The sequence below is a fragment of the Rhizobium leguminosarum bv. trifolii WSM2297 genome (assembly GCF_000271845.1).
The window spans coordinates 738,528-762,289 of the sequence record NZ_JH719395.1 but is presented as its reverse complement, the minus strand read 5'-3'; the positions used below and the strand labels follow the sequence as shown (position 1 = coordinate 762,289).

General features: G+C 61.6%; 22 protein-coding genes. 2 read left to right on the top strand and 20 right to left on the bottom strand.

Annotation, left to right across the window (positions count from 1 at the left end; genetic code table 11):
• The 10 genes from RLEG4DRAFT_RS18990 to RLEG4DRAFT_RS18945 form a co-directional block, all read right to left on the bottom strand.
• Positions 1 to 582: a GNAT family N-acetyltransferase gene (locus RLEG4DRAFT_RS18990; RefSeq protein WP_003579077.1), complete on the bottom strand. Its 582-nt coding sequence runs from the start codon at positions 580 to 582 to the stop codon at positions 1 to 3.
• A 2-nt stretch (positions 583 to 584) separates the two neighbouring features.
• The gene (locus RLEG4DRAFT_RS18985) at positions 585 to 1,226 is read right to left on the bottom strand and encodes an SGNH/GDSL hydrolase family protein (RefSeq protein ID WP_003579076.1); all 642 of its coding nucleotides are present in this window, start codon (positions 1,224 to 1,226) and stop codon (positions 585 to 587) included.
• Positions 1,227 to 1,245: 19 nt separating this feature from the next.
• Positions 1,246 to 2,586 carry a pyruvate dehydrogenase complex dihydrolipoamide acetyltransferase gene (locus RLEG4DRAFT_RS18980; RefSeq protein ID WP_003579073.1) on the bottom strand — a complete coding sequence of 447 codons (1,341 nt, stop codon included), beginning with the start codon at positions 2,584 to 2,586 and terminating at the stop codon, positions 1,246 to 1,248.
• Between the two features lies 1 nt (position 2,587).
• Positions 2,588 to 2,890, bottom strand: a complete 303-nt coding sequence (locus tag RLEG4DRAFT_RS18975; RefSeq protein ID WP_003579072.1) for a hypothetical protein — start codon at positions 2,888 to 2,890, stop codon at positions 2,588 to 2,590.
• A 10-nt stretch (positions 2,891 to 2,900) separates the two neighbouring features.
• The gene (locus tag RLEG4DRAFT_RS18970; protein ID WP_003579070.1) at positions 2,901 to 4,286 is read right to left on the bottom strand and encodes a pyruvate dehydrogenase complex E1 component subunit beta; all 1,386 of its coding nucleotides are present in this window, start codon (positions 4,284 to 4,286) and stop codon (positions 2,901 to 2,903) included.
• Between the two features lie 15 nt (positions 4,287 to 4,301).
• The gene (pdhA, locus tag RLEG4DRAFT_RS18965) at positions 4,302 to 5,348 is read right to left on the bottom strand and encodes a pyruvate dehydrogenase (acetyl-transferring) E1 component subunit alpha (protein ID WP_003579069.1); all 1,047 of its coding nucleotides are present in this window, start codon (positions 5,346 to 5,348) and stop codon (positions 4,302 to 4,304) included.
• 145 nt (positions 5,349 to 5,493) lie between these two features.
• Positions 5,494 to 5,814 carry an FtsB family cell division protein gene (locus RLEG4DRAFT_RS18960; protein WP_003573348.1) on the bottom strand — a complete coding sequence of 107 codons (321 nt, stop codon included), beginning with the start codon at positions 5,812 to 5,814 and terminating at the stop codon, positions 5,494 to 5,496.
• Positions 5,815 to 5,949: 135 nt separating this feature from the next.
• Positions 5,950 to 7,224, bottom strand: a complete 1,275-nt coding sequence (eno, locus tag RLEG4DRAFT_RS18955; protein WP_003579067.1) for a phosphopyruvate hydratase — start codon at positions 7,222 to 7,224, stop codon at positions 5,950 to 5,952.
• A gap of 141 nt (positions 7,225 to 7,365) precedes the next feature.
• Positions 7,366 to 8,211 (bottom strand): 3-deoxy-8-phosphooctulonate synthase, encoded by an 846-nt coding sequence (gene kdsA / locus RLEG4DRAFT_RS18950; RefSeq protein ID WP_003579065.1) that lies wholly within the window; start codon positions 8,209 to 8,211, stop codon positions 7,366 to 7,368.
• Positions 8,208 to 9,104 carry a VOC family protein gene (locus RLEG4DRAFT_RS18945; RefSeq protein ID WP_003579062.1) on the bottom strand — a complete coding sequence of 299 codons (897 nt, stop codon included), beginning with the start codon at positions 9,102 to 9,104 and terminating at the stop codon, positions 8,208 to 8,210. Before RLEG4DRAFT_RS18945 ends, kdsA begins: the two co-directional genes overlap by 4 nt.
• 196 nt (positions 9,105 to 9,300) lie before the next feature.
• Between RLEG4DRAFT_RS18945 and lexA the strand changes: the two genes are divergently transcribed.
• Complete coding sequence (gene lexA / locus RLEG4DRAFT_RS18940; RefSeq protein WP_003579060.1) at positions 9,301 to 10,020, top strand: transcriptional repressor LexA; 720 nt, start codon at positions 9,301 to 9,303, stop codon at positions 10,018 to 10,020.
• Here lexA and RLEG4DRAFT_RS18935 read toward each other — a convergent pair.
• Entirely contained in the window at positions 10,001 to 12,433 is a 2,433-nt protein-coding gene (locus RLEG4DRAFT_RS18935; protein ID WP_003579058.1) for a ComEC/Rec2 family competence protein, read from the bottom strand. The genes lexA and RLEG4DRAFT_RS18935 overlap by 20 nt on opposite strands.
• Before the next feature lie 290 nt (positions 12,434 to 12,723).
• Between RLEG4DRAFT_RS18935 and gltA the strand changes: the two genes are divergently transcribed.
• Entirely contained in the window at positions 12,724 to 14,013 is a 1,290-nt protein-coding gene (gene gltA / locus RLEG4DRAFT_RS18930; protein ID WP_003579056.1) for a citrate synthase, read from the top strand.
• Between the two features lie 27 nt (positions 14,014 to 14,040).
• Here gltA and lpxB read toward each other — a convergent pair whose 3' ends face one another.
• The 9 genes from lpxB to RLEG4DRAFT_RS18885 form a co-directional block, all read right to left on the bottom strand.
• A complete protein-coding gene (gene lpxB / locus RLEG4DRAFT_RS18925) occupies positions 14,041 to 15,210 on the bottom strand; it encodes a lipid-A-disaccharide synthase (RefSeq protein ID WP_003579054.1) in 1,170 nt (389 codons plus the stop codon).
• A complete protein-coding gene (locus RLEG4DRAFT_RS18920) occupies positions 15,207 to 16,088 on the bottom strand; it encodes an LpxI family protein (RefSeq protein ID WP_003579052.1) in 882 nt (293 codons plus the stop codon). Before RLEG4DRAFT_RS18920 ends, lpxB begins: the two co-directional genes overlap by 4 nt.
• Positions 16,089 to 16,092: 4 nt before the next feature.
• Positions 16,093 to 16,911 (bottom strand): acyl-ACP--UDP-N-acetylglucosamine O-acyltransferase, encoded by an 819-nt coding sequence (lpxA, locus tag RLEG4DRAFT_RS18915; RefSeq protein ID WP_003573366.1) that lies wholly within the window; start codon positions 16,909 to 16,911, stop codon positions 16,093 to 16,095.
• A complete protein-coding gene (fabZ, locus tag RLEG4DRAFT_RS18910) occupies positions 16,908 to 17,375 on the bottom strand; it encodes a 3-hydroxyacyl-ACP dehydratase FabZ (protein ID WP_003579051.1) in 468 nt (155 codons plus the stop codon). The genes lpxA and fabZ overlap by 4 nt, the downstream gene beginning before the upstream one ends.
• Positions 17,368 to 18,432 (bottom strand): UDP-3-O-(3-hydroxymyristoyl)glucosamine N-acyltransferase, encoded by a 1,065-nt coding sequence (gene lpxD / locus RLEG4DRAFT_RS18905; protein ID WP_003579049.1) that lies wholly within the window; start codon positions 18,430 to 18,432, stop codon positions 17,368 to 17,370. The genes fabZ and lpxD overlap by 8 nt, the downstream gene beginning before the upstream one ends.
• Before the next feature lie 50 nt (positions 18,433 to 18,482).
• Complete coding sequence (gene bamA / locus RLEG4DRAFT_RS18900) at positions 18,483 to 20,822, bottom strand: outer membrane protein assembly factor BamA (RefSeq protein ID WP_003579046.1); 2,340 nt, start codon at positions 20,820 to 20,822, stop codon at positions 18,483 to 18,485.
• 203 nt (positions 20,823 to 21,025) lie between these two features.
• On the bottom strand, positions 21,026 to 22,144 hold the full coding sequence (gene rseP / locus RLEG4DRAFT_RS18895; protein WP_037093854.1) for an RIP metalloprotease RseP: 1,119 nt from the start codon (positions 22,142 to 22,144) through the stop codon (positions 21,026 to 21,028).
• A 37-nt stretch (positions 22,145 to 22,181) separates the two neighbouring features.
• Positions 22,182 to 23,012: a phosphatidate cytidylyltransferase gene (locus RLEG4DRAFT_RS18890; protein ID WP_003579042.1), complete on the bottom strand. Its 831-nt coding sequence runs from the start codon at positions 23,010 to 23,012 to the stop codon at positions 22,182 to 22,184.
• Entirely contained in the window at positions 23,012 to 23,755 is a 744-nt protein-coding gene (locus RLEG4DRAFT_RS18885) for an isoprenyl transferase (RefSeq protein WP_003579040.1), read from the bottom strand. Before RLEG4DRAFT_RS18885 ends, RLEG4DRAFT_RS18890 begins: the two co-directional genes overlap by 1 nt.
• Positions 23,756 to 23,762 lie beyond the last annotated feature (7 nt).

Here is a 23,762-nt window from a genome sequence, read left to right as displayed (position 1 = left end):
TTATGCTGCGCTGCGGGTCATGAGCACCCACGCGTGGCTCTTGCTGTTTTCGAAGAGCGGCACGGCATCGGCGCGCGCAGCCTCCAGAAATCCGTTTCTTCCATAAAGCGACAAAGCCGCCTCGTTATCACTTGCGGTAATGAGACTGACGGGGCGGCGATCGGCCCTGTCGATCTGATCCTCCAGCAGCCTGCGTCCGATGCCGATGCCGCGGAGGTGGCGATAGACGCCGAGACTGCCGATGAACCAGCTTCCCACAACCGTTTTCTGCAAGGCGAGCATCGGCTCGGTCGCCGGGATCGTCGCCTCGATATGACCTACGCCATCCTCCAGCGCATGGCCGATCGCCACACCTGCGACCTCGCCATAAGCCTCGGCGATGACGGAATCCCGCCAGCCGCCGACAGTATCCTCCTCGCTCATCTTCAGCCGGCCCCGCTCCAGCGGCGTGTCGCTGACGCCATTCGCCACATCGGCGAACCAGAGCCACGAGGCAAAACCGTGCGAAGCAATATCCGCCAGGATCGCCAGCTCCGAGGCATCCCGCCGTGAGGCCTGCCGCAGCGCGATGAAGGCCGTCATGCTCAGATCCCCAGCATCATCCGCACGATCGATTCCAGCCCGCGCCCGAGCGCCCGCGTATTCTCCGCATCGAGATGGATGCCATCGATCGGCGTGGTCCTAGCGACGGAATTGCCGTCGAAAAAGCCGCAGCCGAGTTCGTCGGCAAGATCACGATAAAGCGTTGCAAGCTTTGCCGATTCATCGATGCCGCCGGGAAACGACGCGGCGAAGGGCACATTGCCCGTCGCGCAGATCGCCGGCGGCGCCACGATCAGGATCTCCGGCCCATCGAATTCGAAGGGCCAGGCATGATTGCGGATCAGCCGCACGAGGCGGCTGATGCCCTGGCAGGCCGCAAAGGCCGAACCAGCCACCACCGGCTTCATGTCGTTGGTGCCGAGCAGAAGGATGACGAGATCGAGCGGCGCATGCGTCTGCAGGATCGTCGGCAGGACGCGCGCCCCGTTGCGGTCGCAATCGGCGAGGTGGTCGTCGAAAGCGGTCGTGCGACCGTTCAGCCCTTCGGCGATGACACGCGCCTCGCTGCCGAGCGCTGCCTGAAGCACGCTCGGCCAGCGATTCTTGTAGTCATGACGGCCGATCGTTTCGGCGTCATAACCCCAGGTCAGCGAGTCGCCATAGCAAAGAACGGTCTTGGTCATTTCCGCCTCCGCCCAGCGATCAGACAAGCATGCCCATCGGGTTTTCGATATAGCCCTTGAAGGCTTGGAGCAGCTCGGCGCCGAGCGCGCCGTCGACGCAGCGATGGTCGGTCGACAGCGTGACCGACATCACCGTGGCGATCGCCATTTCGCCGTTCTTGACCACGACCCGCTGTTCGCCGGCGCCGACCGCGAGGATCGTCGCATGCGGCGGGTTGACGACGGCTGCGAAGTTCTTGACGCCCATCATGCCCATGTTCGAAACCGAGCTGGTGCCGCCCTGATATTCCTCGGGCTTCAGCTTGCGGTCCTTGGCCCGCTTGCCGAGATCGCGCATCTCGTTGGAGATGACCGACAGGGTCTTCTGCTCGGCCTTGCGGATGATCGGGGTGATCAGGCCGCCAGGGATCGAGACGGCGACGCCGACATCGGCATGCTTGTGCTTGACCATGTTGGTCTCGGTCCAGGAGACGTTGGCATCCGGCACGTCACGCAGCGCCAGCGCCATGGCCTTGATGACCATGTCGTTGACCGAGAGCTTGTAGGCCGGAGCGTTGTCCTTGCGGGGAGCCGCATCGTTCAGCTGGGCGCGCAGCGCCATCAGAGCATCGAGTTCGCAATCGACGCTGACATAGAAATGCGGGATCGTCTGCTTGGATTCGACCAGGCGCCGGGCGATCGTCTTGCGCATGCCGTCATGCGGCACGAGCTCGTAGGAGCCCGGTTCGAAGAGCTTGAGCACGGCTTCCTCGGAAGCGCCCTTCGGCGCGGCCGGGGCGGGAGCGGCGGCTGCCTGCGGAGCGGAAGCGGCCGGTGCGGCTGCAGCCTTGGCGCCACCGCCGGCAACGGCGGCTTCGACATCGCTCTTGATGACGCGACCATGCGGACCGGAGCCTGCGACTGCCGAAAGATCGATACCGGCTTCCCTAGCCAGACGACGCGCAAGCGGCGAAGAGAAGGTGCGGTTGCCATCAACCGAAACCGATGCAGGTGCTGCGGCAGGAGCCGGCGCGGCCTCAGCCTTCGCAGGCGCAGCCTCGGCCTTCGGCGCGGGCGCTGCATCAGCCTTTGCCGGAGCGGCGGAGCCCGCACCGCTTGCGGCAGCGGCGACATCCTCGCCATCAGCGGCGAGAACGGCGATCAGCGCATTGACCTTGACGCCTTCGGTGCCGGCGGCAACGACGAGCTTGGCGACCGTGCCTTCATCGACGGCTTCGACTTCCATCGTCGCCTTGTCGGTCTCGATCTCGGCGATCACATCGCCTGATTTAACCGTATCGCCTTCCTTGACCAGCCACTTGGAAAGATTGCCTTCTTCCATGGTCGGAGAGAGGGCGGGCATCGTGATATTGATCGGCATGTTAGTGGCCCTCCCTGAGCGAATCGACAACGGCGAGTTCAAGCTGCCGCCCACCAATCGACTTTCCAATTGTCCGTGCCAAAATAAAGTTGAACACAAAAAAACTTGCGATCAGACCGCTAATAGCACCACCCCATTGCAGATACGGCATCATCGTCTCCCGAGGTATGCCGGCGATCCCACCAGCAACCCCTAAAACGAACCCGAAAGCTGCACCGGCAACAAAACCGCAGATGGCGCTGAGTAAAACCATCTTCCAATAGATCGACCAGGCAATGCGCCTGACATCTTTCATCCCGGCCATCGCCCACCCCTTATTTGTAGCAAACAGCCTTCACCGCATCGACGACTTCGCCGACATTCGGCAGCGCCAGCTTTTCGAGATTGGCGGCGTAGGGCATCGGCACGTCCTTGCCCGCAATCGTCAGGATCGGCGCATCGAGATAGTCGAAGGCCTGCTGCATGACGCGGGTGGCGATTTCAGTGCCGACGGAGGACTGCGGATAACCTTCCTCGACGGTGACGAGGCGGCCGGTCTTCTTCACCGATTCGATGACCGTCGGCAGGTCCATCGGGCGGATGGTGCGAAGGTCGATCAGTTCGACATCGATGCCGAGCTTCTCGAGTTCGGCAACCGCCTTCGTCGCATAGCTCATGCCAATGCCGAAGGAAACGACCGTGACGTCCTTGCCCGGACGATGGATGCGGGCTTTGCCGATCGGCAGGACGAAATTGTCGAGCTTCGGCACGTCGAAGTGCTGGCCGTAGAGAATTTCGTTTTCCAGGAAGATCACCGGGTTCGGATCGCGGATCGCAGCCTTCAGCAGGCCCTTGGCGTCGGAGGCCGTGTAGGGCATGACGACCTTGAGGCCGGGGATGGCGCTGTACCAAGCAGCATAGTCCTGGCTGTGCTGGGCGCCGACACGGGCGGCAGCACCATTCGGGCCGCGGAAGACGATCGGGGCGCCCATCTGGCCGCCGGACATATAGAGCGTCTTGGCGGCCGAGTTGATGATGTGGTCGATCGCCTGCATGGCGAAGTTGAAGGTCATGAATTCGACGATCGGGCGAAGGCCTGCCATGGCGGCGCCGACACCGACGCCGGCAAAGCCGTGCTCGGTGATCGGCGTATCGATGACGCGGCGGGCCCCGAATTCCTGCAGCAGGCCCTGGGTGACCTTGTAGGCGCCCTGGTATTCGGCAACTTCCTCGCCCATAACGAAGACGTCTTCACTGGCGCGCATTTCTTCGGCCATGGCGTCGCGGAGCGCTTCGCGCACGGTCATCGACACCATTTCGGTGCCGGCCGGGATTTCCGGGTCGTTCGGGACGACGGCCTTCGGCTCGGCCGGAAGCGGTGCTGCGGCAGAACCGGTGCTGGCAGGCTTTTCTGCCTGGGCAACCTGCGGAGCGGCAGCAGCAGCCGGCTTGGCGGCGGAGATATCCGCGGCCGATTCGCCATCCTGTAGCAGCACGGCAATCTTGGTATTGACCTTGACGCCTTCGGTGCCGGCATCGACGAGCAGTTTGCCGATGACGCCTTCGTCGACGGCTTCGACTTCCATCGTCGCCTTGTCGGTTTCGATTTCGGCGATGACGTCGCCTGAAGTGACCTTGTCACCTTCCTGCTTCAGCCATTTGGACAGCGTGCCTTCTTCCATCGTCGGAGAGAGGGCGGGCATGAGGATATCGATAGGCATGGGTTCCCTCCCCGATTAGAGCAGAATGTCGGTGTAGAGCTCGGATGCATCCGGCTCCGGATCGGCCTGGGCGAAGTCGGCGCTGTCGGCGACGATGTCGCGGACATCCTTGTCGATCGCCTTCAGATCGTCTTCGGAAGCCCAGCCCTTTTCGATAAGGCGCGCCTTGACCTGCTCGATCGGGTCCTGCTCGGAGCGCATCTTCTGCACTTCTTCCTTCGAGCGATATTTCGCCGGATCCGACATGGAGTGACCGCGATAACGATAGGTCAGCATTTCGAGAATGATCGGGCCCTTGCCGGAACGGCAATGTTCGAGCGCCTCGTCGGCTGCCGCCTTGACGGCGCGAACGTCCATGCCGTCGACCTGAATGCCGGGGATGCCGAAGCCGGATCCGCGCAGCGAGTAATTCGACTGCGCGGTGGCGCGGGCCGTCGAGGTGCCCATAGCGTAACGATTGTTCTCGACGATATAGACGATCGGCAGCTTCCAGAGAGCCGCCATATTGAAGCTCTCGTAGACCTGGCCCTGGTTGGCAGCGCCATCGCCGAAATAGGCGATCGAGACATTGCCGTTGCCGCGGTAATGGTTTGCAAAGGCGAGACCCGTTCCGAGCGAAACCTGGGCGCCGACGATGCCGTGGCCACCGTAGAAATGCTTCTCTTTCGAGAACATGTGCATCGAGCCGCCCTTCCCGTGGGAATAGCCGCTGCGGCGGCCGGTCAGCTCCGCCATGACGCCGCGCGCTTCCATGCCGGTTGCCAGCATGTGGCCGTGGTCGCGATAGGCGGTGATAACCTGGTCGCCTTCCTTCTGCGCCATCTGCATGCCGACGACGACAGCTTCCTGACCGATGTAAAGGTGGCAAAAGCCGCCGATGAAGCCCATGCCGTAAAGCTGGCCGGCCTTCTCCTCGAAGCGGCGGATCAAAAGCATCTCGCGATAGGCCTTGAGTTCTTCATCACGATCGAAGTCGGCTACCGGGCCGCCATTCGATGCTTTAGCTGCCGGTTTTGCTGCAGTCTTGCGGCTGGAAACGGTCGCGGTCTTTCGCGGCGCCATTCAACCCTCCCTATGGGTTTGTCGGTTCTCGTTGGCGCGTACCATAGGGAAGAAATTTGACCACAGCAATGCCATAATTGCATGGCTCGTATTCGGCACTAAATTATTGGAAAACCTGCGAAAATTCCAATTAACCTAATTCAGGTTAATTGGAATAATGGTTGAATATGACGATCTCGTCCGCGCGCGACATGTTGAGCTGATAACGCGCTTTTTCGTCCAGCATATCCTTGTCGAGCGAGCCATCACTGAGCAGCGCGACCTGATTTTCCAGATGTTCGCGCTTTGCCTTCAAGATCGCAAGCTCTTTTTCACGCGCGAGACGCTGATGCTCGAACGTCTCCGTTGCGCGCAGGCCGTAATCGCCGTGAATGCAATGATAACCGAAATAGGAAAGGAAGGCGACCGTCATGGCTGGAATGACGAAGCGGCCAATCTTTCTCTTCTTATGATGCTTTGTCCACATACACGCATGCTCTTGAACGCATTACCAATTCGTTCAGCATAACGCTGAGAGATTAACCGTTCATTGACCGTAAAAAACGGGCAATAAAAAACCCGCGCCGGAAGGCGCGGGTCGAGCCATTGAAAGCAGATTCGATCAGCCGCGGATGATCGACCGGCCGGCATACTGAGCCTGCGGGCCGAGGCCTTCCTCGATGCGGATCAGTTGGTTGTACTTGGCGAGGCGGTCGGAACGCGACAGCGAGCCGGTCTTGATCTGGCCGCAGTTGGTGGCAACCGCGAGATCGGCGATGGTCGAATCTTCGGTTTCGCCGGAGCGGTGCGACATGACGGCGGTATAGGCTGCCTTGTGCGCCGTGTTGACGGCATCGAGCGTTTCCGTCAGCGAGCCGATCTGGTTGACCTTGACGAGGATGGAATTGGCGACGCCCATGCGGATGCCGTCGCGAAGACGGGCGGAGTTGGTGACGAAGAGATCGTCGCCAACGAGCTGGGTCTTCTTGCCGGCCAGGTCGGTCAGCGTCTTCCAGCCGTCCCAGTCGTCTTCGGCCATGCCGTCCTCGATCGAGATGATCGGGTACTTGGCGGCGAGTTCGGCCAGATATTCGGCCATGGCGCCCGATTCGAGCGTGCGGCCTTCGCCTTCGAGAACATACTTGCCGTCCTTGAAGAACTCAGTCGAGGCGCAATCGAGGCCGAGGCACATGTCGTCGCCCGGCTTGTAGCCGGCTTTCTCGATCGACTTCATGATGAAGTCGAGGGCTTCGGGTGCGCTCTTCAGGCCCGGAGCAAAACCGCCTTCGTCGCCGACATTGGTGTTGTGGCCCTGGGCGGCCAGTTCCTTGCGGAGCGTGTGGAAGACTTCCGAACCCATCCGCACGGCTTCAGCGATAGAATCTGCGCCGACCGGCAGGATCATGAACTCCTGGAAATCGATCGGGTTGTCGGCATGGGCGCCGCCGTTGATGATGTTCATCATCGGCACCGGCAGGAGGCTGGCGGAAGCGCCGCCGACGTAGCGGTAGAGCGGCAGGCCGGACGCCTGGGCGGCAGCCTTGGCGACAGCGAGCGATACGCCGAGAATGGCGTTGGCGCCGAGACGCGACTTGTTCGGCGTGCCGTCCAGCTCGATCATGATGTTGTCGATCTGGATCTGGTTTTCGGCATCGATGCCGCCGATCGCGTCGAAGATCTCGGTATTGGCCGCATCGACCGCCTTCTGCACGCCCTTGCCGAGGTAGCGCTTGCCGCCATCGCGCAGCTCGACCGCCTCATGCGCGCCCGTCGAGGCGCCCGAGGGAACGGCCGCGCGGCCCATGCTGCCGTCTTCGAGATAGACATCGACTTCGACGGTGGGGTTGCCACGGCTATCGAGAATCTCGCGGGCGATGATATCGGTGATTGCAGTCATGGGTTCTTCCTGCTCGGTGGGTGATCAATCGTTCGAAGCCTGTCATAATCGAAGGCGTGCAAATTACAATGGCGCATTGCGACGCCTTCGACCTGCATGTCTGATCGTCGCTATAGCACGAACATGTCAGGCTTTTGACTGTCAGCCCTTGGCGACGGCATCGAAGGCGAGCAGCTTTTCCAGCAGCCGCGGCATGTCCTTGAGATAGACCATGTTCGGGCCGTCGGACGGTGCGTTGTCTGGGTCCTGATGGGTTTCGACGAAAACGCCGGCAATACCGGTCGCCACCGCTGCGCGCGCCAGCGTTTCCACGAACTCCCGCTGACCGCCGGAGGAATCGCCCTGCCCGCCCGGCTGCGCCACGGAATGGGTCGCATCGAAAACCACTGGGGCGCCCATCGACGCCATGATCGGCAGCGAGCGCATATCGGAAACCAGCGTGTTATAACCGAAGGAGGCGCCGCGCTCGCAGAGCAGCACGTTCGGATTGCCGCTGGCGTTGAGCTTCTTCAGCACGTTCTTCATGTCCCAGGGGGCGAGGAACTGGCCCTTCTTGACATTGACGGCACGGCCGGTCTCGGCAGCGGCGATCAGAAGGTCGGTCTGACGGCAGAGGAAGGCCGGAATCTGCAATACATCGACCACCTTAGCCACTTCGGCGCATTGCTCGGCGGTGTGAACGTCGGTGAGGACCGGAAAGCCGAATTCCTTCTTGAGATCGGCAAAAACCTGCATCCCCTTTTCAAGCCCTATGCCGCGCTCGGCCGACAGCGAGGTCCGGTTCGCCTTGTCGAAGGAACTCTTGTAGACGAGACCGATGCCGAGCTTGGCGCAGAGCTCCTTCAGCGTGCCGGCAACCATAAAAGCGTGGTCGCGGCTCTCCATCTGACAGGGACCGGCAATCAGCGACAGGCGGCCGGTATTGGAAAAGGTGACCTGGCCTGCGCCCTCGCCGATCCTGACTTCAGAATTCGTATCAGTGCTCATCGTGTTTCCTCGAAGGCGAAGAGCGTGCCCTGCCCGGGCGCCGGCTTCACCAGAATGCGATTGTTCTTGCGCGTGTAGGTCACTCCGTTAGCAGCCAAATGCGCTTCTGTCACGGCAAGATCGGCGACGGTAAAGAGGATAGCCCGGCCGCGCAGGCCGCGGTCGGCGGATGAGACGGCCATCTCGAAATAGGCCTCCAGCCCTTCCGGCGTCATCAGGCTTATTTTCGCGTTCGGCGCTGCGATATTGACGCCGAAACCGGTTTTCTCGACGGCTGGTTGCGCCATGGCAAGACTGACGAAGGCGGCGAATGCAGCGGGATCCGGCGCGCACAGTGCGATCTCGGCAATGCCTGTTGCGCCATTGGCATGCGTCTCCAGCGCGCCGCGATCGGCCGGCAATGGATTGATGCGCTGGCAGGTGAAGAGAAAGAAATCAGGCGCCCGCAAGTCACCAGCAAAGGCCAGTTTGAAGCTGCCGACGCTCTCAGAACCATCCGGCATTTTCATCGGCCGGCTGAACTGCAGCACCTCGCCGGCGCTCGATCCGCCGGCAGCGAAGCTCTGATGGTCGAGGCCGGCGTCCTCGGTGCCGAAAACCACCGCCGAAAGTCCCTCCTCGCCGCAACGGAAGCGGAAGGCCCGGTTGCGGGCGGTGAAGACATTGCCTTGCCGCGCCGACGCCTCGCTCTCTGCGACGCTCGCGATACCCAGCGGCTCCAGGTAGGTGTTGTCGGCAAAGAAGACGCAGGCATTCTCCGTTCCGAAGGGATGGCGGGCATCGGCGGCAACGGTGAAGCCGAGCTTGCCGAGCCTTTCGCGGGCCAGATCGATATTAACGACGGGCAGCACGACATGATCCAGCGGGTGCGGTTTGGCGGAACGCTCGTTCATGATATCCCTCCCTCAAACGACAAGAGATGTGCGACAGCGCCGCCCCCAATGCAAGACATGCGTGCCAATCCGGCGAATGAAAATAAAAATCTCAACGAGTTGGCGGCAAGTTTTACGGAAATTTAGCTACTTGCGGAACACATATGGAACATATAGTGTCTGTTCTGGATTTGTTTCAATCAGGGGTCTGACGTCGATGCTCACGCGCAAACAACAGGAGCTTCTCCTTTTCATTCATGAGCGCATGAAGGAATCCGGCGTTCCGCCGTCTTTCGACGAGATGAAGGATGCCCTGGATCTGGCCTCCAAATCCGGCATTCATCGCCTGATCACGGCGCTCGAGGAACGCGGTTTCATTCGCCGCCTACCGAACCGCGCCAGGGCGCTCGAAGTCATCAAGCTTCCGGAGGCCTATAGCCCCAGCATCCAGCCCCGGCGCGGCTTTTCGCCGAGCGTCATCGAGGGCAGCCTCGGCAAGCCCCAGCCGGCCGCCGCCCCCGCGCCTGCAAAACCTGTCGCCGACAACGGCAACTCGGTCTCGGTACCGGTCATGGGCCGAATCGCTGCCGGCGTCCCGATCTCGGCAATCCAGAACAACACCCACGACATCGTCGTTCCGGCCGATATGCTCGGTTCCGGCGAACATTATGCTCTGGAGGTCAAAGGCGATTCGATGATCGACGCCGGCATCTTCGACGGCGATACGGTGATCATCCGCAACGGCAGTACCGCAAGCCCCGGCGATATCGTCGTTGCCCTCGTCGATGACGAGGAAGCGACGCTGAAGCGTTTCCGTCGCAAGGGCGCCTCGATCGCGCTTGAAGCGGCCAACCCGGCTTACGAGACCCGGATCTTCGGACCTGATCGCGTCAAGGTGCAGGGCAAGCTCGTCGGCCTCATTCGCCGCTATCACTGACACCGGACGGGCCGGGTTCGGCAAAACTGTTGCTGCGCCAGTCATAGGCGCGATGGCGCATCCACGGCCGCGACAAGGTTTCGAATGCGGTTGCGACCTCCAGGCCAGCGTCTGCGAAGCGCAGCTCGACGGAACCGGTCTTGCGCAGCGTCTCACCGGTGAAGAGCGTCGCGCCTGAGCGGCAGCTGTTGAAACGCAGGCGGACCGGCGTCACGACGATATCGGCCGCATCGCAGGCCGGACCGAGATAAGCGGCATTGTCGATGACAATGACGATGCGGCCATTGCCAAGCCTCGATGTGCACCAGGCCTTCTTGACGCAGGAAAAGCGGTTTGCTTCACCGTCCGTTGCGGCCGCCCGCATCGCCGTCCTCGCTTTATTCTGCTGATCGCGGGAAAGCCTGACGCGGCGGTCTTCTCCCTCGGGCGGGATAGCAGGGCCATCCAGCATCTTCGGCGGGTGATGCGCCGGTAGGACCAGCGCTCTTTGCCACTGGTCGAAGATGAAATCCGGCGGGTTTTCACGATTGGAAGCCATTGCCGCCGCCTCGACGAGCGCGACCAGACCACCATCCTCCGAAATCACCAGATCCGGCGGCCGGGGAACCGGCAGAATCAGCACAATGAGCGTCGAGACGGCGAGGATCGTTGTGCCGGCATGGCGCAGCCGGGTGCGGAGCAGCGTCAGCAGCAGAAAACCTGCCACGGCCACGGCGAAATACCAGGCGGGCAAGCGGCCGACGCCGATATCGCCGCCCCAGCCGGACACCGTCTTGGCGACGGCGATCACCAGATCGAGGCCAAAGCCGACCACCTTCCAGAGCGGCACGTCCAGACCGAACGGCATGAGCAACATCGCCAGCAGACCGGCCGGCATGACGATGAAGGAGATGATCGGCATCGTCGCGAGGTTGGCCGGCAGGCCGTAAGCGGTCAGGCGATGAAAATGCTCGATCGAAAACAGCGCCGTGGAAAAACCACCGATCAGCGAGGTCAGGAAGACGCCGCCGAAGAAACCGGCGACCGCAACGACCGGCCGGAAGACCGGCAGTTTCAGGAAAGCGTTTTCGCGGACACGCCGGTCCTTCCACAGCTGATAACCCGATACCAGCGCCAATGTCGCGGCAAAGGACATCTGAAAGCTCGGGCCCAGAACTTCGGAAGGCGAGATGGCGATGATGACGAGGGCGGAGAGAACGACATTGCGCAGGCCGATCGATGGGCGATCGAAGAAGACTGCGATCAGCATGATGGCCATCATGATGAAGGCGCGTTCGGCCGAGACCCCGAATCCTGAGATCAGGAAGTAGGCGGTGACGGCAATCAGCGCGCCGGCGGCGGCGATCTTCTTTGTCGGATAGGCCTGAGCAACGCCCGGAAAAAGGCTGAGCAGCATCCGGAAGCCGACGAAGAAGATGCCGGCCGACAGGGCCATGTTGAGGCCCGAGATCGCAACGATATGAGCAAGCCCGGACTGGCGCAGCGCCTCCGTCGTGGCGTTCGAGATGGCGCGCCGCTCGTCGGTCACCAGAGCGGCGGCAAACGCGCCGGTATCGCCTGGCAGGATCGCCCGAATGCGGTCGCCAATGCCGCTGCGCAGCTGGTAAAGCCATCCGAGCAGAGCTTCCGACGTCGATCTCGCTGCCTGCGGACCTGCCTGCAGATCGACTTTCTCCGGCGCGCCATAGAAGAAGCCGTTGGCGCCGATGCCATCGAAATAGGCACCGAAGGAGAAATCGTTGAGCTCGGGCAGTGCGGGGCCTGCCGGCGGCGTCAGCCGTGCCCTGCCGGTGATGATGTCGCCGATCTCGAAAGGCGCGTCGGCGCCGCGGGCGATCGCGGTGATGCGCCCTGGCCGCCGCTTCAGCTCCGGCGCCTGCGTGCCGGTGACGGCAAGAATATAGCGCCAGCGCCCACGCCCGTCGCCTTCCCGCCGTTCGACACGGCCGGTCACCGTCGTCGTCACGGATGAATCGAGGATCACGGTCGAAGCCCGCCAGCTCTCGAACTGTGCCGACAGCATGCCGCAGGCGACAAGCGCCAGCGCCAGGAAGCTGGCCCGCAAGGCCGGCCGGCTGCGGCCGGCAACGAGAACCCCGGCCGCCGGCACCAGCAGGCAGAGCAGCGACGCAACCAGGGGAAAATCCGATGCCGCAAGAAACCAGAAGGCTGCGCCGGCGCCGAGGAAGACCGGCGAGAACAGCAGCAGCCGGCCATGGTCGGCTTCCTCGCCCAGCATCCGGATTCCGGCACGCAGCGATTGCGAGGCCGCAGCCGGCAGCCGATGGTGCAACGGCATGGCGGACTGCGTCCTTGCCGGGCGTTTCACCACAGCGGGCGCGGAAAAACCTGGGGAATCGGCCAGGCCGACGCCCGCTTCCGGCCGCAATTCGACTGTCGTCAAGTCCCCCATGCCCCGCCCAACATCACCCGCGCGAGCGCCCAGAATGCAGCCTTCAATCAAAACGAGCAAGAATAATCGATTGAAATATGAGGGAAAATCGGCACCGCCAAAAGAGCAGTCGAATCATTGGCTTCCGGTATGCGCGCGGCTCATCGCTGCAGTGCCTAAAAGGTGATACCGCAATGCACAAAATGCCGTCACGGTAACTTGGCATTAGCTTCACGATCATATAGCTATCGGTGAGGACGCTTAACCCCTATGGCGCTTTTGTGGCGCCACCGCCATTTCGGAGGATCAGCATGACGGATCAAAGCGCTACAATAAAAATCGGTGACAAATCTGTCGACCTAGCCGTCAAGAGCGGCACGATCGGCCCGAGCGTCATCGATATCGGTGCCCTCTACAAGAACACGGCTTCCTTCACCTACGATCCGGGTTTCACCTCGACCGCATCCTGTGAATCGAAAATCACCTATATCGACGGCGACGAAGGTGTGCTGCTGCACCGCGGCTATCCGATCGAGCAGCTGGCCGAGCATGGCGACTTCCTCGAAGTCTGCTACCTGCTTCTCTACGGTGAACTGCCGACCACCGCGCAGAAAAAGGATTTCGATTATCGCGTCACGCACCACACCATGGTGCATGAGCAGATGAGCCGCTTCTTCACCGGCTTCCGCCGCGATGCGCATCCAATGGCCGTCATGTGCGGCTGCGTCGGCGCGCTGTCGGCTTTCTATCATGACTCGACGGACATCACCGATCCGCATCAGCGCATGGTCGCCAGCCTGCGTATGATCGCCAAGATGCCGACGCTTGCCGCCATGGCCTACAAGTACCATATCGGCCAGCCCTTCGTTTATCCGAAGAACGATCTCGACTACGCGTCAAACTTCCTGCGCATGTGCTTTGCCGTGCCTTGCGAAGAATATGTGGTCAATCCGGTGCTTGCCCGCGCCATGGACCGCATCTTCATCCTGCATGCCGATCACGAGCAGAACGCCTCGACCTCGACCGTCCGTCTCGCCGGTTCGTCGGGCGCCAACCCGTTCGCCTGCATCGCAGCCGGTATCGCCTGCCTCTGGGGCCCCGCCCATGGCGGCGCCAACGAAGCAGCGCTCAACATGCTGCATGAGATCGGCTCGGTCGAACACATTCCGGAATATATCGCCCGCGCCAAGGACAAGAACGATCCCTTCCGCCTGATGGGCTTCGGTCACCGGGTCTACAAAAACTATGATCCGCGCGCCAAGATCATGCAGAAGACAACGCATGAGGTGCTCGGCGAGCTCGGCATCAAGGATGATCCGTTGCTCGAAGTGGCGATGGAACTGGAGCGCATCGCGCTCACCGACGAATATTTCATCGAGAAGAAGCTCTATCCGAACATCGACTTCTATTCCGGCATCACGCTGAAGGCGCTGGGCTTCCCGACGACCATGTTCACCGTGCTGTTTGCGCTTGCCCGCACCGTCGGCTGGATCGCGCAGTGGAACGAGATGATCGAGGATCCGGAACAGCGCATCGGCCGGCCGCGCCAGCTTTATGTCGGCGAACCGAAGCGCGATTACATCCCGGTTTCGAAGCGCTGATCGCTTCACAGCCAAAAAGAAACCCGGTCAGATACGACCGGGTTTTTTCTTTTTCAGCACATCGAGAAGGATTTCGGCGGCATGCGCGCCGGGCGGTTTTTCGGTCTGCATGCGCTGCCAGATGAGCTCATAGCCTTCCTTCATCGCCTTCAGCTGGTAAGTGTCGGCCGACAGCCTTTCCATCCAGCGTGCGAGGCTTGCGCCGCGAACGACATCGTTCAGATATTCCGGCACGACAGCATAATCGGCAATCAGGTTTGGTAATGCGCCGGTCCAGGTCTTGATGCTCGATGTCAGCAGCCTCATGATCCAGTCGACCTTGTAGGCGGAGACGACGGGAACATCGGCAAGCGCCAGTTCAAGAATAACGGTTCCGGACGCCGCCATGGCTGCATCGGCTTCAGCGAAGGCCCTCCATTTCGCTTCCGCGCCGATAACGATCTCCGGTTGGACCGCCCATTTCGCCGTCAATTCGCGGACAAGCCCCTCCTTGTGCGTCACCGTCGGCAGAATAAAACGCATCGGCCCATTGCGGGCGGTGAGTTCGCTCACCGCCACCTCGAAATGCGGCAGGAGCTTCTGGATCTCGGAGGAGCGTGAACCGGGCAGAAGCAGGACCGCGCCTGTGCCGGGCTGCCGGCCGGCACGCAGTCGCCGGGTCTCCAGCAGCGCCCGGTCGGCGGTCAGCCGATGCCCCACATAGGTCGTTGCCGGCCCGTTGAGGCGCTGCATGGTTGCCGGCTCGAAGGGCAGGACAGCAAGCACGTGATCGACATAGCCGAGCATGCGCGTGGCGCGATATTCCTTCCAGGCCCAGACGCTCGGACAGACATAATTGACGACAGGCAGATCGGGCAGCGCGGTGCGAACCCGCTTTGCGACGCGATGGGTAAAATCCGGGCTGTCGATAATGACGAGAATGTCAGGCCTTGCAGCGATGATCGCGGCAGTCGTCTGACGGATCAGCCTATAAAGCGTCGGCAGCCGGCTCAGCACCTGGGTGATCCCCATGATCGACAGCTCGGAGAAATCGAACAGGGAGTTCAGGCCTTCCGCCTGCAGCCCCTCGCCGCCGACGCCGACAAGCTCCAACGGCCCGCCATGAATCCGCTTCAGGGCGGCGATCAGATCGGCGCCGAGCAGATCACCCGACACCTCACCGGCAATGACGGCGATCTTCAGCGGCGCCCCATTCATTCAAGCCCCCATGTCGCTAACCCGCGATCGATGCCGCAGACAAAAAGCCCGGCCTCATCGGCGGCCTTGATGACGGCGGCGCGATCAAGCACCAGCGAGCGGCCGGCCTCCACGGCGATACCGCCGAGACCGGCTTCTTTCGCGTTCAGGACGGTGGAAACGCCGATCGCCGGCAGGTCAGCGCGGATATCCTGCTGCGGCTTGCAGAGCTTGACGAGCGCGCCGCGGCGGCGCGGCGAGATGCGCCCGGCGGCTCTCAAACCCGCGACACGCTCGAGCATTTCGTCCGTGCCTTCCAACCCTTCCAGCGCAACGATGCGACCGCCGATGCTGACGGCGCCCTGCCCGACATCGAGCCGGCCGAGCATTTCGGCAGCTTCGGCCGCGCGGCTGATATCGCGGCGATCCTCCTCGCCGGGCGCCACTGCGCCAAGCGGACCGACCGCGGCAAGAAGATCGGGGGCGATTTCATGGGCGCCGACGACACGGCGGCCGTTTCCTTCGATCAGCCGGATCACCATCTGCAGAACCGTATCGTCACCGCCGGACAGCAGCGTGCGGATGGCGGCCGGCATCTTCATCAGAACGCGTAGCGTCGGGCGCACCTCGCGCCATTCCGGCCGCCGGGCCACACTGCCCGACATCACCACACGGCCGACACCATAACGATTGAGCAATCCATCAAGGGCTGCGAAATCGCCGATGCCGATGACGGCGTGGTCATAGCCTTCCCAGCGCCGGTCGCTTTCGTCCTTCAGGGCGACGATAACGGGATTTTCACCCGCCGCTCGCGCGGCTTCGGCGACGTAGGAAGGCAGAAGGCCGCCGCCGGCGATGATCGCCAGCCGGCCCGCAGCGGTGTCGCTGGAAAAAGCCACAGGACTAGCCCTTCTGCCCCCGGGTCGGCGAGGACAGGGCACGATCACTGTCGGCCGCAATGAAATCGAGGATTTGGACCACCGGCTCGCAATCGGCATATTCATCGCGGATGGCGGCGGCGTTTTCGCGGACGGAGGCCGTTCCTTCGAAGATCGACTTATAGGCGCGGCGCACCCGGTGAATGACGGCGCGGTCGACGCCGGCGCGCGTCATGCCGACGACATTGAGGCCGCTCAGCAGCCCGGGGTTGCCGTTCAACATGCCGTAGGGAATGACGTCGTAACTCACTGCCGAAAGCCCGCCGACGAAGGCCTGACGGCCGACGCGGGTGAACTGGTGAACGGCTGAGCCGCCGCCCAGGATGACGCGATCCTCGATGACGACATGGCCGGCGAGCATGACATTGTTCGACATGATCACGTGATTACCGACCTTGCAGTCATGCGCGACGTGAGAATTGGCCAGGAAGAGGTTGTTGTCGCCGACGATCGTCTGGCCGCCGAAATCGGCCGTACCGGTGTTCATCGTCACGCCTTCGCGCATTGTGCAGTTGGCGCCAACCGAAAGCGTCGTCTCCTCACCGCCGTGATGCACGCTCTGCGGATCGCCGCCGATGACGGCCATTGGAAATATGCGCGTGCCCTTGCCGATCACCGTGCGGCCGGTGACGACCGCATGCGACAAGAGTTCGACATTTTCATGCAGGACGACGTGCGGCCCGACATGGCAGAAGGGACCGATCTTGACGCCCTCACCGATCACAGCCCCGTCTTCGACGACAGCCATCGGATGAATGCGGGCGCTTTCGGCGATAGTGCTCATGCCTGTTCCTTACGAACGATCATCGCGCCGATATCGGCTTCGGCGACAAGCGCGCCATCAACCTTGGCGTCGCAATGGAATTTCCAGATGTTGCCGCGCTGCTTGTGCTTCTTGACGTGGAATTCGACGCGATCGCCGGGCACGACGGGCTTGCGAAAACGCGCATTCTCGATGGTCATGAAGTAGACGAGGTTGCCGGGCTGGCCTTCCTTCTTAGCACAGATCGCACCTGCGGTCTGCGCCATGCCCTCGATCAAGAGAACGCCGGGCATGATCGGAGCTTCCGGAAAATGACCGGTGAAATGCGGTTCGTTCACCGTGACGTTCTTGATGCCGACCGCGCTGTTGTCGCCATCGATCTCGATGATCTTGTCGACCATGAGGAAGGGGTAACGATGCGGCAGCAGCTTCATGATCTCGATGATGTCAGCCGAAGAAAGCGTTGTCGCGGCTTCATCAGTCATTTTGCGTGCCTCCAGGTTTCTTCTCGCGCTGCTTGGTCTTGGAGACCAGCTGCGCCGCCTCTCTCAAATAGTCTTTTAACGGACGCGCAGGGACACCGCCATATTGTCCGCCGGCTGGAAGGTCGGTCATGATACCGCTTTTGGCGGCGATCTGCACGCCGTCGCCAATCGTCACGTGCCCCTTGATGCCGGCCTGGCCGCCGATCTGCACGCCATTGCCGATCTTCGTGCTGCCGGCAATGCCGACTTGGGCGACGATGGCGCAATGGCGGCCGATCTGAACATTGTGGCCAATCTGTACCTGGTTATCGATCTTGGTGCCCTCGCCGATCACCGTATCGTCCATGGCGCCGCGGTCGATCGTCGTGTTGGCGCCGATCTCGACATTATCCTGGATGATCACCCGGCCGATCTGGACGATCTTGATCATCCCGCGCGGCCCCGGCGCATAACCGAAACCATCCTGGCCGATGCGCACACCATTATGGATGATGACGCCATTGCCGATCAGCGCGAAGAGAACGCTGGCGCCGGCCGCAATCGAACAATCCCGGCCGATCTTGACGCCAGAACCGATAACGCTTTGCGCGCCGATCCGCGTCCCTTCGCCGATCTCGGCATGCGGTCCGATCACGGCCAATGGCTCGACGATCACACCCTTTTCGAGCTTGGCGCTCGGATCGATCACCGCGCTCGGCGCGATCCCGTTTTCACCTGGGATGGCCGCCGGGCGCAATGCCGCGGGATAAAACAGCCCCCCCGCCATCGCAAAGGCTGCATGCGGATTGGATGACAGGATGACCGGGATATGCGGGGGGACGAGATCGGCGAGCGCCTTGTCGCAGATCACCGCCGAGGCTTCGCATGTCGCCAGTTCATCGCGGCTGCGGCGCGAGAGGATATAGCAGACATCACCCGCCCGCGCCCGGTTGAGGGGGGCAACAGAGCTGACGAAAACGTCGGCATGGTCGGAATTGGCGAGTTCCGCCCCAAGAAACTCTGCCAGCTCAACGAGCTTCAGACCTTCATGGGGCAGAAAAAAAACGTTTTGCTCCATCGGCAATGCTCCAGAACGGAATTGAGTCTTACAGTTCCGGACTGCCGATATCAGAATTGGTTGTTGATGCCAAACTTGAAGTTCTGCGTCTTGTCGAAGTCTTCCTTGAGAACCGGGATCGCATAATCCAGGCGCAGCGAACCGAAGGGAGACTGCCAGACGACACCGACACCGACGGAAGCGCGCAGGGAAGCGTCTTCGCCGTCAATGCCGTCGCCCCTCAGGTCGACGTCGTTGCCGAACAGCGTGCCGGCGTCGGCAAAAACCGCGCCGCGCAGGTTGAAGTCACGCGGGAAGCCCGGCATCGGGAAAGTCGCCTCGGCCGATGCGGTGAAATAGGTCGTACCACCCAGCGGATCGTCGTTGGTGCCGGAAACACGCGGGCCGATGCCCTTGTTTTCAAAGCCACGAATATCGCCGTTGGTCAGCGTGAACTGATCGAAGACATTCAGGTGCTCCCCGAAGCCGATAACATAACCAGCCGAGGCCGAAACCGAGCCGATGATATCGGCATCGTCAGCGAGCAGACGGTAGTAACGAGCCTTGCCGTAGATCTTATAGAACTGCGAATCGCCGCCGAGACCGGCAATTTCCTGCGTCGCCGTCGCGTAGATGCCTTCACGTGGCAGGACCGTATCGTCGAGCGTGTTGTAGGTCAGCGTCTGGGAGACCGAAGAGCGTGTCCACGGGCTATCCTCGACGAGATGCTGATACGGAGCGGACAGATCGGAAAGATCGTTGTTGTCCGCGTCATACTTCATCTGCTTGTAGTTATAGCGGAAGGTCGTCGCCAGATCCTCGGTGATCGGCGCGGTGACGCGCAGCACGACGCTGGTTTCCTCGTAGTCGTAGTTGTCGTTGCTCGACGTCTCGCTGTGGTTGACGTCGAAGCCTGCAGCCAGGCGGTAGCCGAGGAAGTAGGGTTCGGTGAAGCTGACGCCGTAGGCGCGCGAGCCTTCCTGACCGCCGCCGGCCGAGATGCGGATGTACTGACCGCGGCCGAGGAAGTTCTTTTCTTCGATCGAGGCTTCCAGCAGCAGACCATCGCCGCCGGCGGCATAACCGGCGCCGACACCGAACGAACCTGTGGACTGATCTTGCACGTCGACAACCACCACGACACGGTCAGGCGAGCTGCCCGGCTGGGTGGAGATGTTGACGGACGAGAAGTAACCGAGCGCTTCAAGGCGACGCTTGGCCTTGGTGATCATCTGCTGGTTGAAGGCGTCGCCTTCGCTCATGTCGAATTCGCGGCGGATGACGTAGTCGCGCGTGCGGCTGTTGCCACGGATTTCGATGCGCTCGACATAGGCGCGCTCGCCCTGGTCGACCAGGTATTCGACACCAATCGTGTTGTTGTTGAGGTCGCGGTTACCGCGCGGCGTGACGCGCGCAAAGGGATAACCGGCAGACGCGACCTGATCGGAGATCGCCTCGATCGACTTCTGCACTTCCTTGGCGTTGTAGACATGACCCTCGTGGGTGCGCACGAGCGGCTGCAATTGCTCGGAACCGACGCCTTCGACGGTCGACTGGACCGTCACCGGTCCGAAGTCGTAGCGCTGGCCTTCCTCGATATTGAATGTCAGCGTGTATTTGTTGGTCGCGTCGTCGAAGGTGGCGTCGGAAGAGACGATGCGCATGTCGGCGTAGCCGCGATTGTAATAAAACTGGCGCAGCGCTTCCTCGTCGGCATGGAGCTTGTCTTCGTTGTAGACGTCCTTGCGGGTCAGGAACGACAGGAAATTCGAACGCTTGGTGGCGATGACTGCAGCCAGGCGGCCGGCGCTATAGGCATTGTTGCCGACGAACTTGATCGAATCGATCTTGGTGCGGTCGCCTTCGTTGATGACGAAGGCCAGGTTGACGCGGCCTTCGCCGAGCGGCACCACCTGCGTCGTCACTTCCACTTCGCTGCGGCCGGTGGCGGCATAGGCATCCTTGATCGACTGGATGTCGGACTGGATCTGGGTGTCGCTGTAGGGGCCGGCGGCGTGCGTCTGGACGATGGTCGCGAGCTTGTCGTCCTTGATCTTCCGGTTGCCGTTGAAGACGACCTGATTGACGAGCTGGGCTTCCTGGACGTTGACGACAAGCGTGCTTCCGGAGACCGAGATCTTCACATCCGAGAAGTAACCCGTGCCGTAGAGCTGCTTGACCGAGTCGTCGATATCGGTGTTCGAAAAACTCTTTCCGGGAGCGATGGTGAGGTTCGACCGGACAGCTTCCGCGCCGACGCGGCTTGCGCCGCGCACATCGATGCGCTGGATGACCGCGGCTTCGGCGGCCGTAGCGGAAACGAACGTCAAAGCACCTGCGCCCGAAGCAACAACACTAGCAGACAGCGCAACCGCCGATACTGCGTTCAAAAACTTTGAACCAGCCTTCATTTCACCTATTACCTTTTTTTCCCTCGTCCCCGGCCTCAGGAGAACCCGATTCCGGTCACGTGTGTCGTTTTACCCGCTTTTGACATACAAGCAAGGGAGGTCGTTAATTTCTGTTTACTTCATTTCGAAGCGTGACCCATTCGCCACTACAGCCTTGAAACATCGTAAATAAATAGTAATTCCCCTGCCTTGCGCGTTTACCCTTAGCTCAGGCTAATGTCGTTCCAGGTCGTGAAAACCATCAATGTCAGTATCATGGCCAAGCCAATGCGAAATGCGATTTCCCGAGCCTTGGCGCCCAGCGGTTTCCCTCTCAGCGCTTCCACCGCATAGAACATCAGGTGGCCGCCATCAAGTACCGGAACCGGCATCAGGTTAAGCAATCCTATCGAAACTGAAAGCACGGCGGCAAGCTGCAACACTGCCCCTATCCCAAGCTTCGCCATCTGGCCCGAGGCTTGCGCCACGCGGATCGGTCCACCCAGTTGGTCCGCCCGCATCGTTCCGGCGAAGATGTTGCCGATATATTTGAAGGTACCGGTGACGATATCCCGGGTCTCGAGCACACTCTCCCGCAGCGCCTGGAGCGGCGTGTAGGTCTGGAGGCGGAAATTGCCGACCTCCTTGCTGGTGACGATGCCGATCTGGCCGACCTCGATCTTGTTGCCGAACTGGTCGGTCATGTCGACGCGTTGGGGCACCATCGACAGGTCCAGCTTCTGGCCGCCACGCTCGATGGTGACGACGATCTGCTGGCTCGGGCGGATGGCGACATAGCGGCGCACGTCGTCGAAAGTCTCGACCTTGCCGCCGTCGATGGCAACCAGAAGATCGCCGGGAAGGATGCCGGCGGCAGCCGCTACGCCTTCCGGCTTGACTTCGGAAACGACGGGATCGGCGACCGAACGGCCGTAGATCGAGAAAAGAAGGGTGAAGATGGCGATCGCCAGCAGGAAATTGGCGATCGGGCCGGCCGCGACCGTCGCGGCGCGTTTCCACAGCTTGGCGCCGGCAAAGGAACGCGCCCTGTCCTCTTCGGACATGGCACTGAGCTTGTCGGTGTCGGGCTTGCTGGAAGCGTCCTCGTCGCCGAAGAACCGCACGTAGCCGCCAAGCGGGATCAGCGAAATCTTCCAGCGGGTTCCGTGGCGGTCGGTGAAGCCGAATATCTCCGGACCGAAACCGACGGAAAAGGCAAGGATGCGGATACCGCTCCAGCGCCCGACGAGGTAGTGGCCCATCTCGTGCACGAAGACGAGCAGCGAGAGCACGAGGATGAAGGTGACGATATTCCCCATCAGGAATGCGTATATATCGGTCATCACTTCCAACAATTCCTTCCGTCAGGCTGCCGCATCATCAAAGGCCGAACAAGGCCGCGCCGAGCGACGTCATCGCAGTCCCCTTTATCAGGGAAAATAACCCAGCAAGCAAGAACGCCGAAAAACAGGCGAAAATCAGTCCGTCGACACGGTCCATGACGCCGCCATGACCCGGAATGAGACGGCTTGAATCCTTGACGCCGAATTTCCGCTTGATGAACGATTCGAACAGATCTCCCGACTGGCTGCAAACCGAGAGAACGAGTGCCGCAACGGCAGCGATGATTTCAGCGCCCGGGAGGAGAAAGTGGACGAGAACGACGCCGGCTGCAACCGCCGAAACGGCACCGCCGATGGCCCCCGACCATGTCTTTCCCGGCGAGATCGAAGGCGCGAGCTTCGGTCCGCCAAGCGCCCTGCCGACGAAATAAGCAAGGATGTCGGTTGCCCAGACGACGGCAAAGACGAAGAGCATGGCATAGAGGCCCGGCCGGTCATCGCTTCTGATCGCGGCGAGCGCCAGGCCGGTGGCGCCGGCATAAAACAGGCCCACCGGCAACCAGCGGCTGGTGCCGTGCAGGATGATCAGCGCTATGCCGACGGCGGTGACGCCGGCCAGCATGCCGGCGGCGAATTCGAAATGGCCGACAAGCACGAGGAAGGCGATCGCCGCTTGGCCGATCCAGCCGACGGCGTTGGCGACCCAATCACGCGCGATGCCGGTTATTGTCGACCATTCATAATAGATCAGCAGGCCGATCACGGCCGCCAGGATGCGGAAGGCAAAACCGCCATACCAGGTGGCGGCAAGAACGATCACCGCAAGAATAAGTCCCGAAACGATGCGGAGCTTCAATTCCTGCTGCATCAGGTGCCGACCGCGGCTGCCTGCGACGACAGACCCCCGAAGCGCCGGTCGCGGGAGGCGAATTTCTCGAGCGCCTGGCGGAAGATATCGGGGCTGAAATCCGGCCAATATTCCGGAACGAAGATGAATTCCGAATAGGCGGCCTGCCAGAGCAGGAAATTGGAAAGCCGCTCCTCGCCGCTGGTGCGGATGATGAGGTCCGGATCGGGAATACCGGCCGTATCGAGACGGGCGTTGATCAGCGATGGCGTGATATCCTGCGCCCTCAGGCGGCCGGCCTCGACGTCCCGAGCCAGGCTCACCACAGCCCGCGAGATCTCGTCGCGCGAGCCGTAGTTGAAGGCGATGACCAGCGTCAGCGCCGTATTGTCCTTGGTCGTTTCCTCCGCCTCGAGCAGCAGGCCGAGAATGTCGCTGCGCAGGCTGTGGCGGTCGCCGATCACCTTGATCCGCACATTCTGGCGATGAAGCTCGGCAAGGTCACGCCGGATGAAAGCCTTGAGCAGACCAAGCAGATCGGAGACCTCGGCCTCAGGCCGGCGCCAGTTCTCAGACGAGAAGGCAAAGAGCGTCAGATATTTTATGCCGGCCGCGCCGGCGGCGCGCACTGTCTCGCGGACCGCCTCGACGCCCTTGCGATGGCCCATAGTGCGCGGCAGGCCGCGCTGCTTGGCCCAACGGCCATTGCCGTCCATGATGATGGCAACATGCTCTGGCACAGTCACAAATACAGATTCCGACATTTCCCGT

Bases quoted from the DNA above. Each gene is read 5' to 3' on its own strand.
- RLEG4DRAFT_RS18990 (WP_003579077.1), bottom strand. From the start codon at position 582: ATGACGGCCTTCATCGCGCTGCGGCAGGCCTCACGGCGGGATGCCTCG.
- RLEG4DRAFT_RS18985 (WP_003579076.1), bottom strand. From the start codon at position 1,226: ATGACCAAGACCGTTCTTTGCTATGGCGACTCGCTGACCTGGGGTTAT.
- RLEG4DRAFT_RS18980 (WP_003579073.1), bottom strand. From the start codon at position 2,586: ATGCCGATCAATATCACGATGCCCGCCCTCTCTCCGACCATGGAAGAA.
- RLEG4DRAFT_RS18975 (WP_003579072.1), bottom strand. From the start codon at position 2,890: ATGGCCGGGATGAAAGATGTCAGGCGCATTGCCTGGTCGATCTATTGG.
- RLEG4DRAFT_RS18970 (WP_003579070.1), bottom strand. From the start codon at position 4,286: ATGCCTATCGATATCCTCATGCCCGCCCTCTCTCCGACGATGGAAGAA.
- pdhA (WP_003579069.1), bottom strand. From the start codon at position 5,348: ATGGCGCCGCGAAAGACCGCGACCGTTTCCAGCCGCAAGACTGCAGCA.
- RLEG4DRAFT_RS18960 (WP_003573348.1), bottom strand. From the start codon at position 5,814: ATGTGGACAAAGCATCATAAGAAGAGAAAGATTGGCCGCTTCGTCATT.
- eno (WP_003579067.1), bottom strand. From the start codon at position 7,224: ATGACTGCAATCACCGATATCATCGCCCGCGAGATTCTCGATAGCCGT.
- kdsA (WP_003579065.1), bottom strand. From the start codon at position 8,211: ATGAGCACTGATACGAATTCTGAAGTCAGGATCGGCGAGGGCGCAGGC.
- RLEG4DRAFT_RS18945 (WP_003579062.1), bottom strand. From the start codon at position 9,104: ATGAACGAGCGTTCCGCCAAACCGCACCCGCTGGATCATGTCGTGCTG.
- lexA (WP_003579060.1), top strand. From the start codon at position 9,301: ATGCTCACGCGCAAACAACAGGAGCTTCTCCTTTTCATTCATGAGCGC.
- RLEG4DRAFT_RS18935 (WP_003579058.1), bottom strand. From the start codon at position 12,433: ATGGGGGACTTGACGACAGTCGAATTGCGGCCGGAAGCGGGCGTCGGC.
- gltA (WP_003579056.1), top strand. From the start codon at position 12,724: ATGACGGATCAAAGCGCTACAATAAAAATCGGTGACAAATCTGTCGAC.
- lpxB (WP_003579054.1), bottom strand. From the start codon at position 15,210: ATGAATGGGGCGCCGCTGAAGATCGCCGTCATTGCCGGTGAGGTGTCG.
- lpxA (WP_003573366.1), bottom strand. From the start codon at position 16,911: ATGAGCACTATCGCCGAAAGCGCCCGCATTCATCCGATGGCTGTCGTC.
- fabZ (WP_003579051.1), bottom strand. From the start codon at position 17,375: ATGACTGATGAAGCCGCGACAACGCTTTCTTCGGCTGACATCATCGAG.
- lpxD (WP_003579049.1), bottom strand. From the start codon at position 18,432: ATGGAGCAAAACGTTTTTTTTCTGCCCCATGAAGGTCTGAAGCTCGTT.
- bamA (WP_003579046.1), bottom strand. From the start codon at position 20,822: ATGAAGGCTGGTTCAAAGTTTTTGAACGCAGTATCGGCGGTTGCGCTG.
- rseP (WP_037093854.1), bottom strand. From the start codon at position 22,144: ATGACCGATATATACGCATTCCTGATGGGGAATATCGTCACCTTCATC.
- RLEG4DRAFT_RS18890 (WP_003579042.1), bottom strand. From the start codon at position 23,012: ATGCAGCAGGAATTGAAGCTCCGCATCGTTTCGGGACTTATTCTTGCG.
- RLEG4DRAFT_RS18885 (WP_003579040.1), bottom strand. From the start codon at position 23,755: ATGTCGGAATCTGTATTTGTGACTGTGCCAGAGCATGTTGCCATCATC.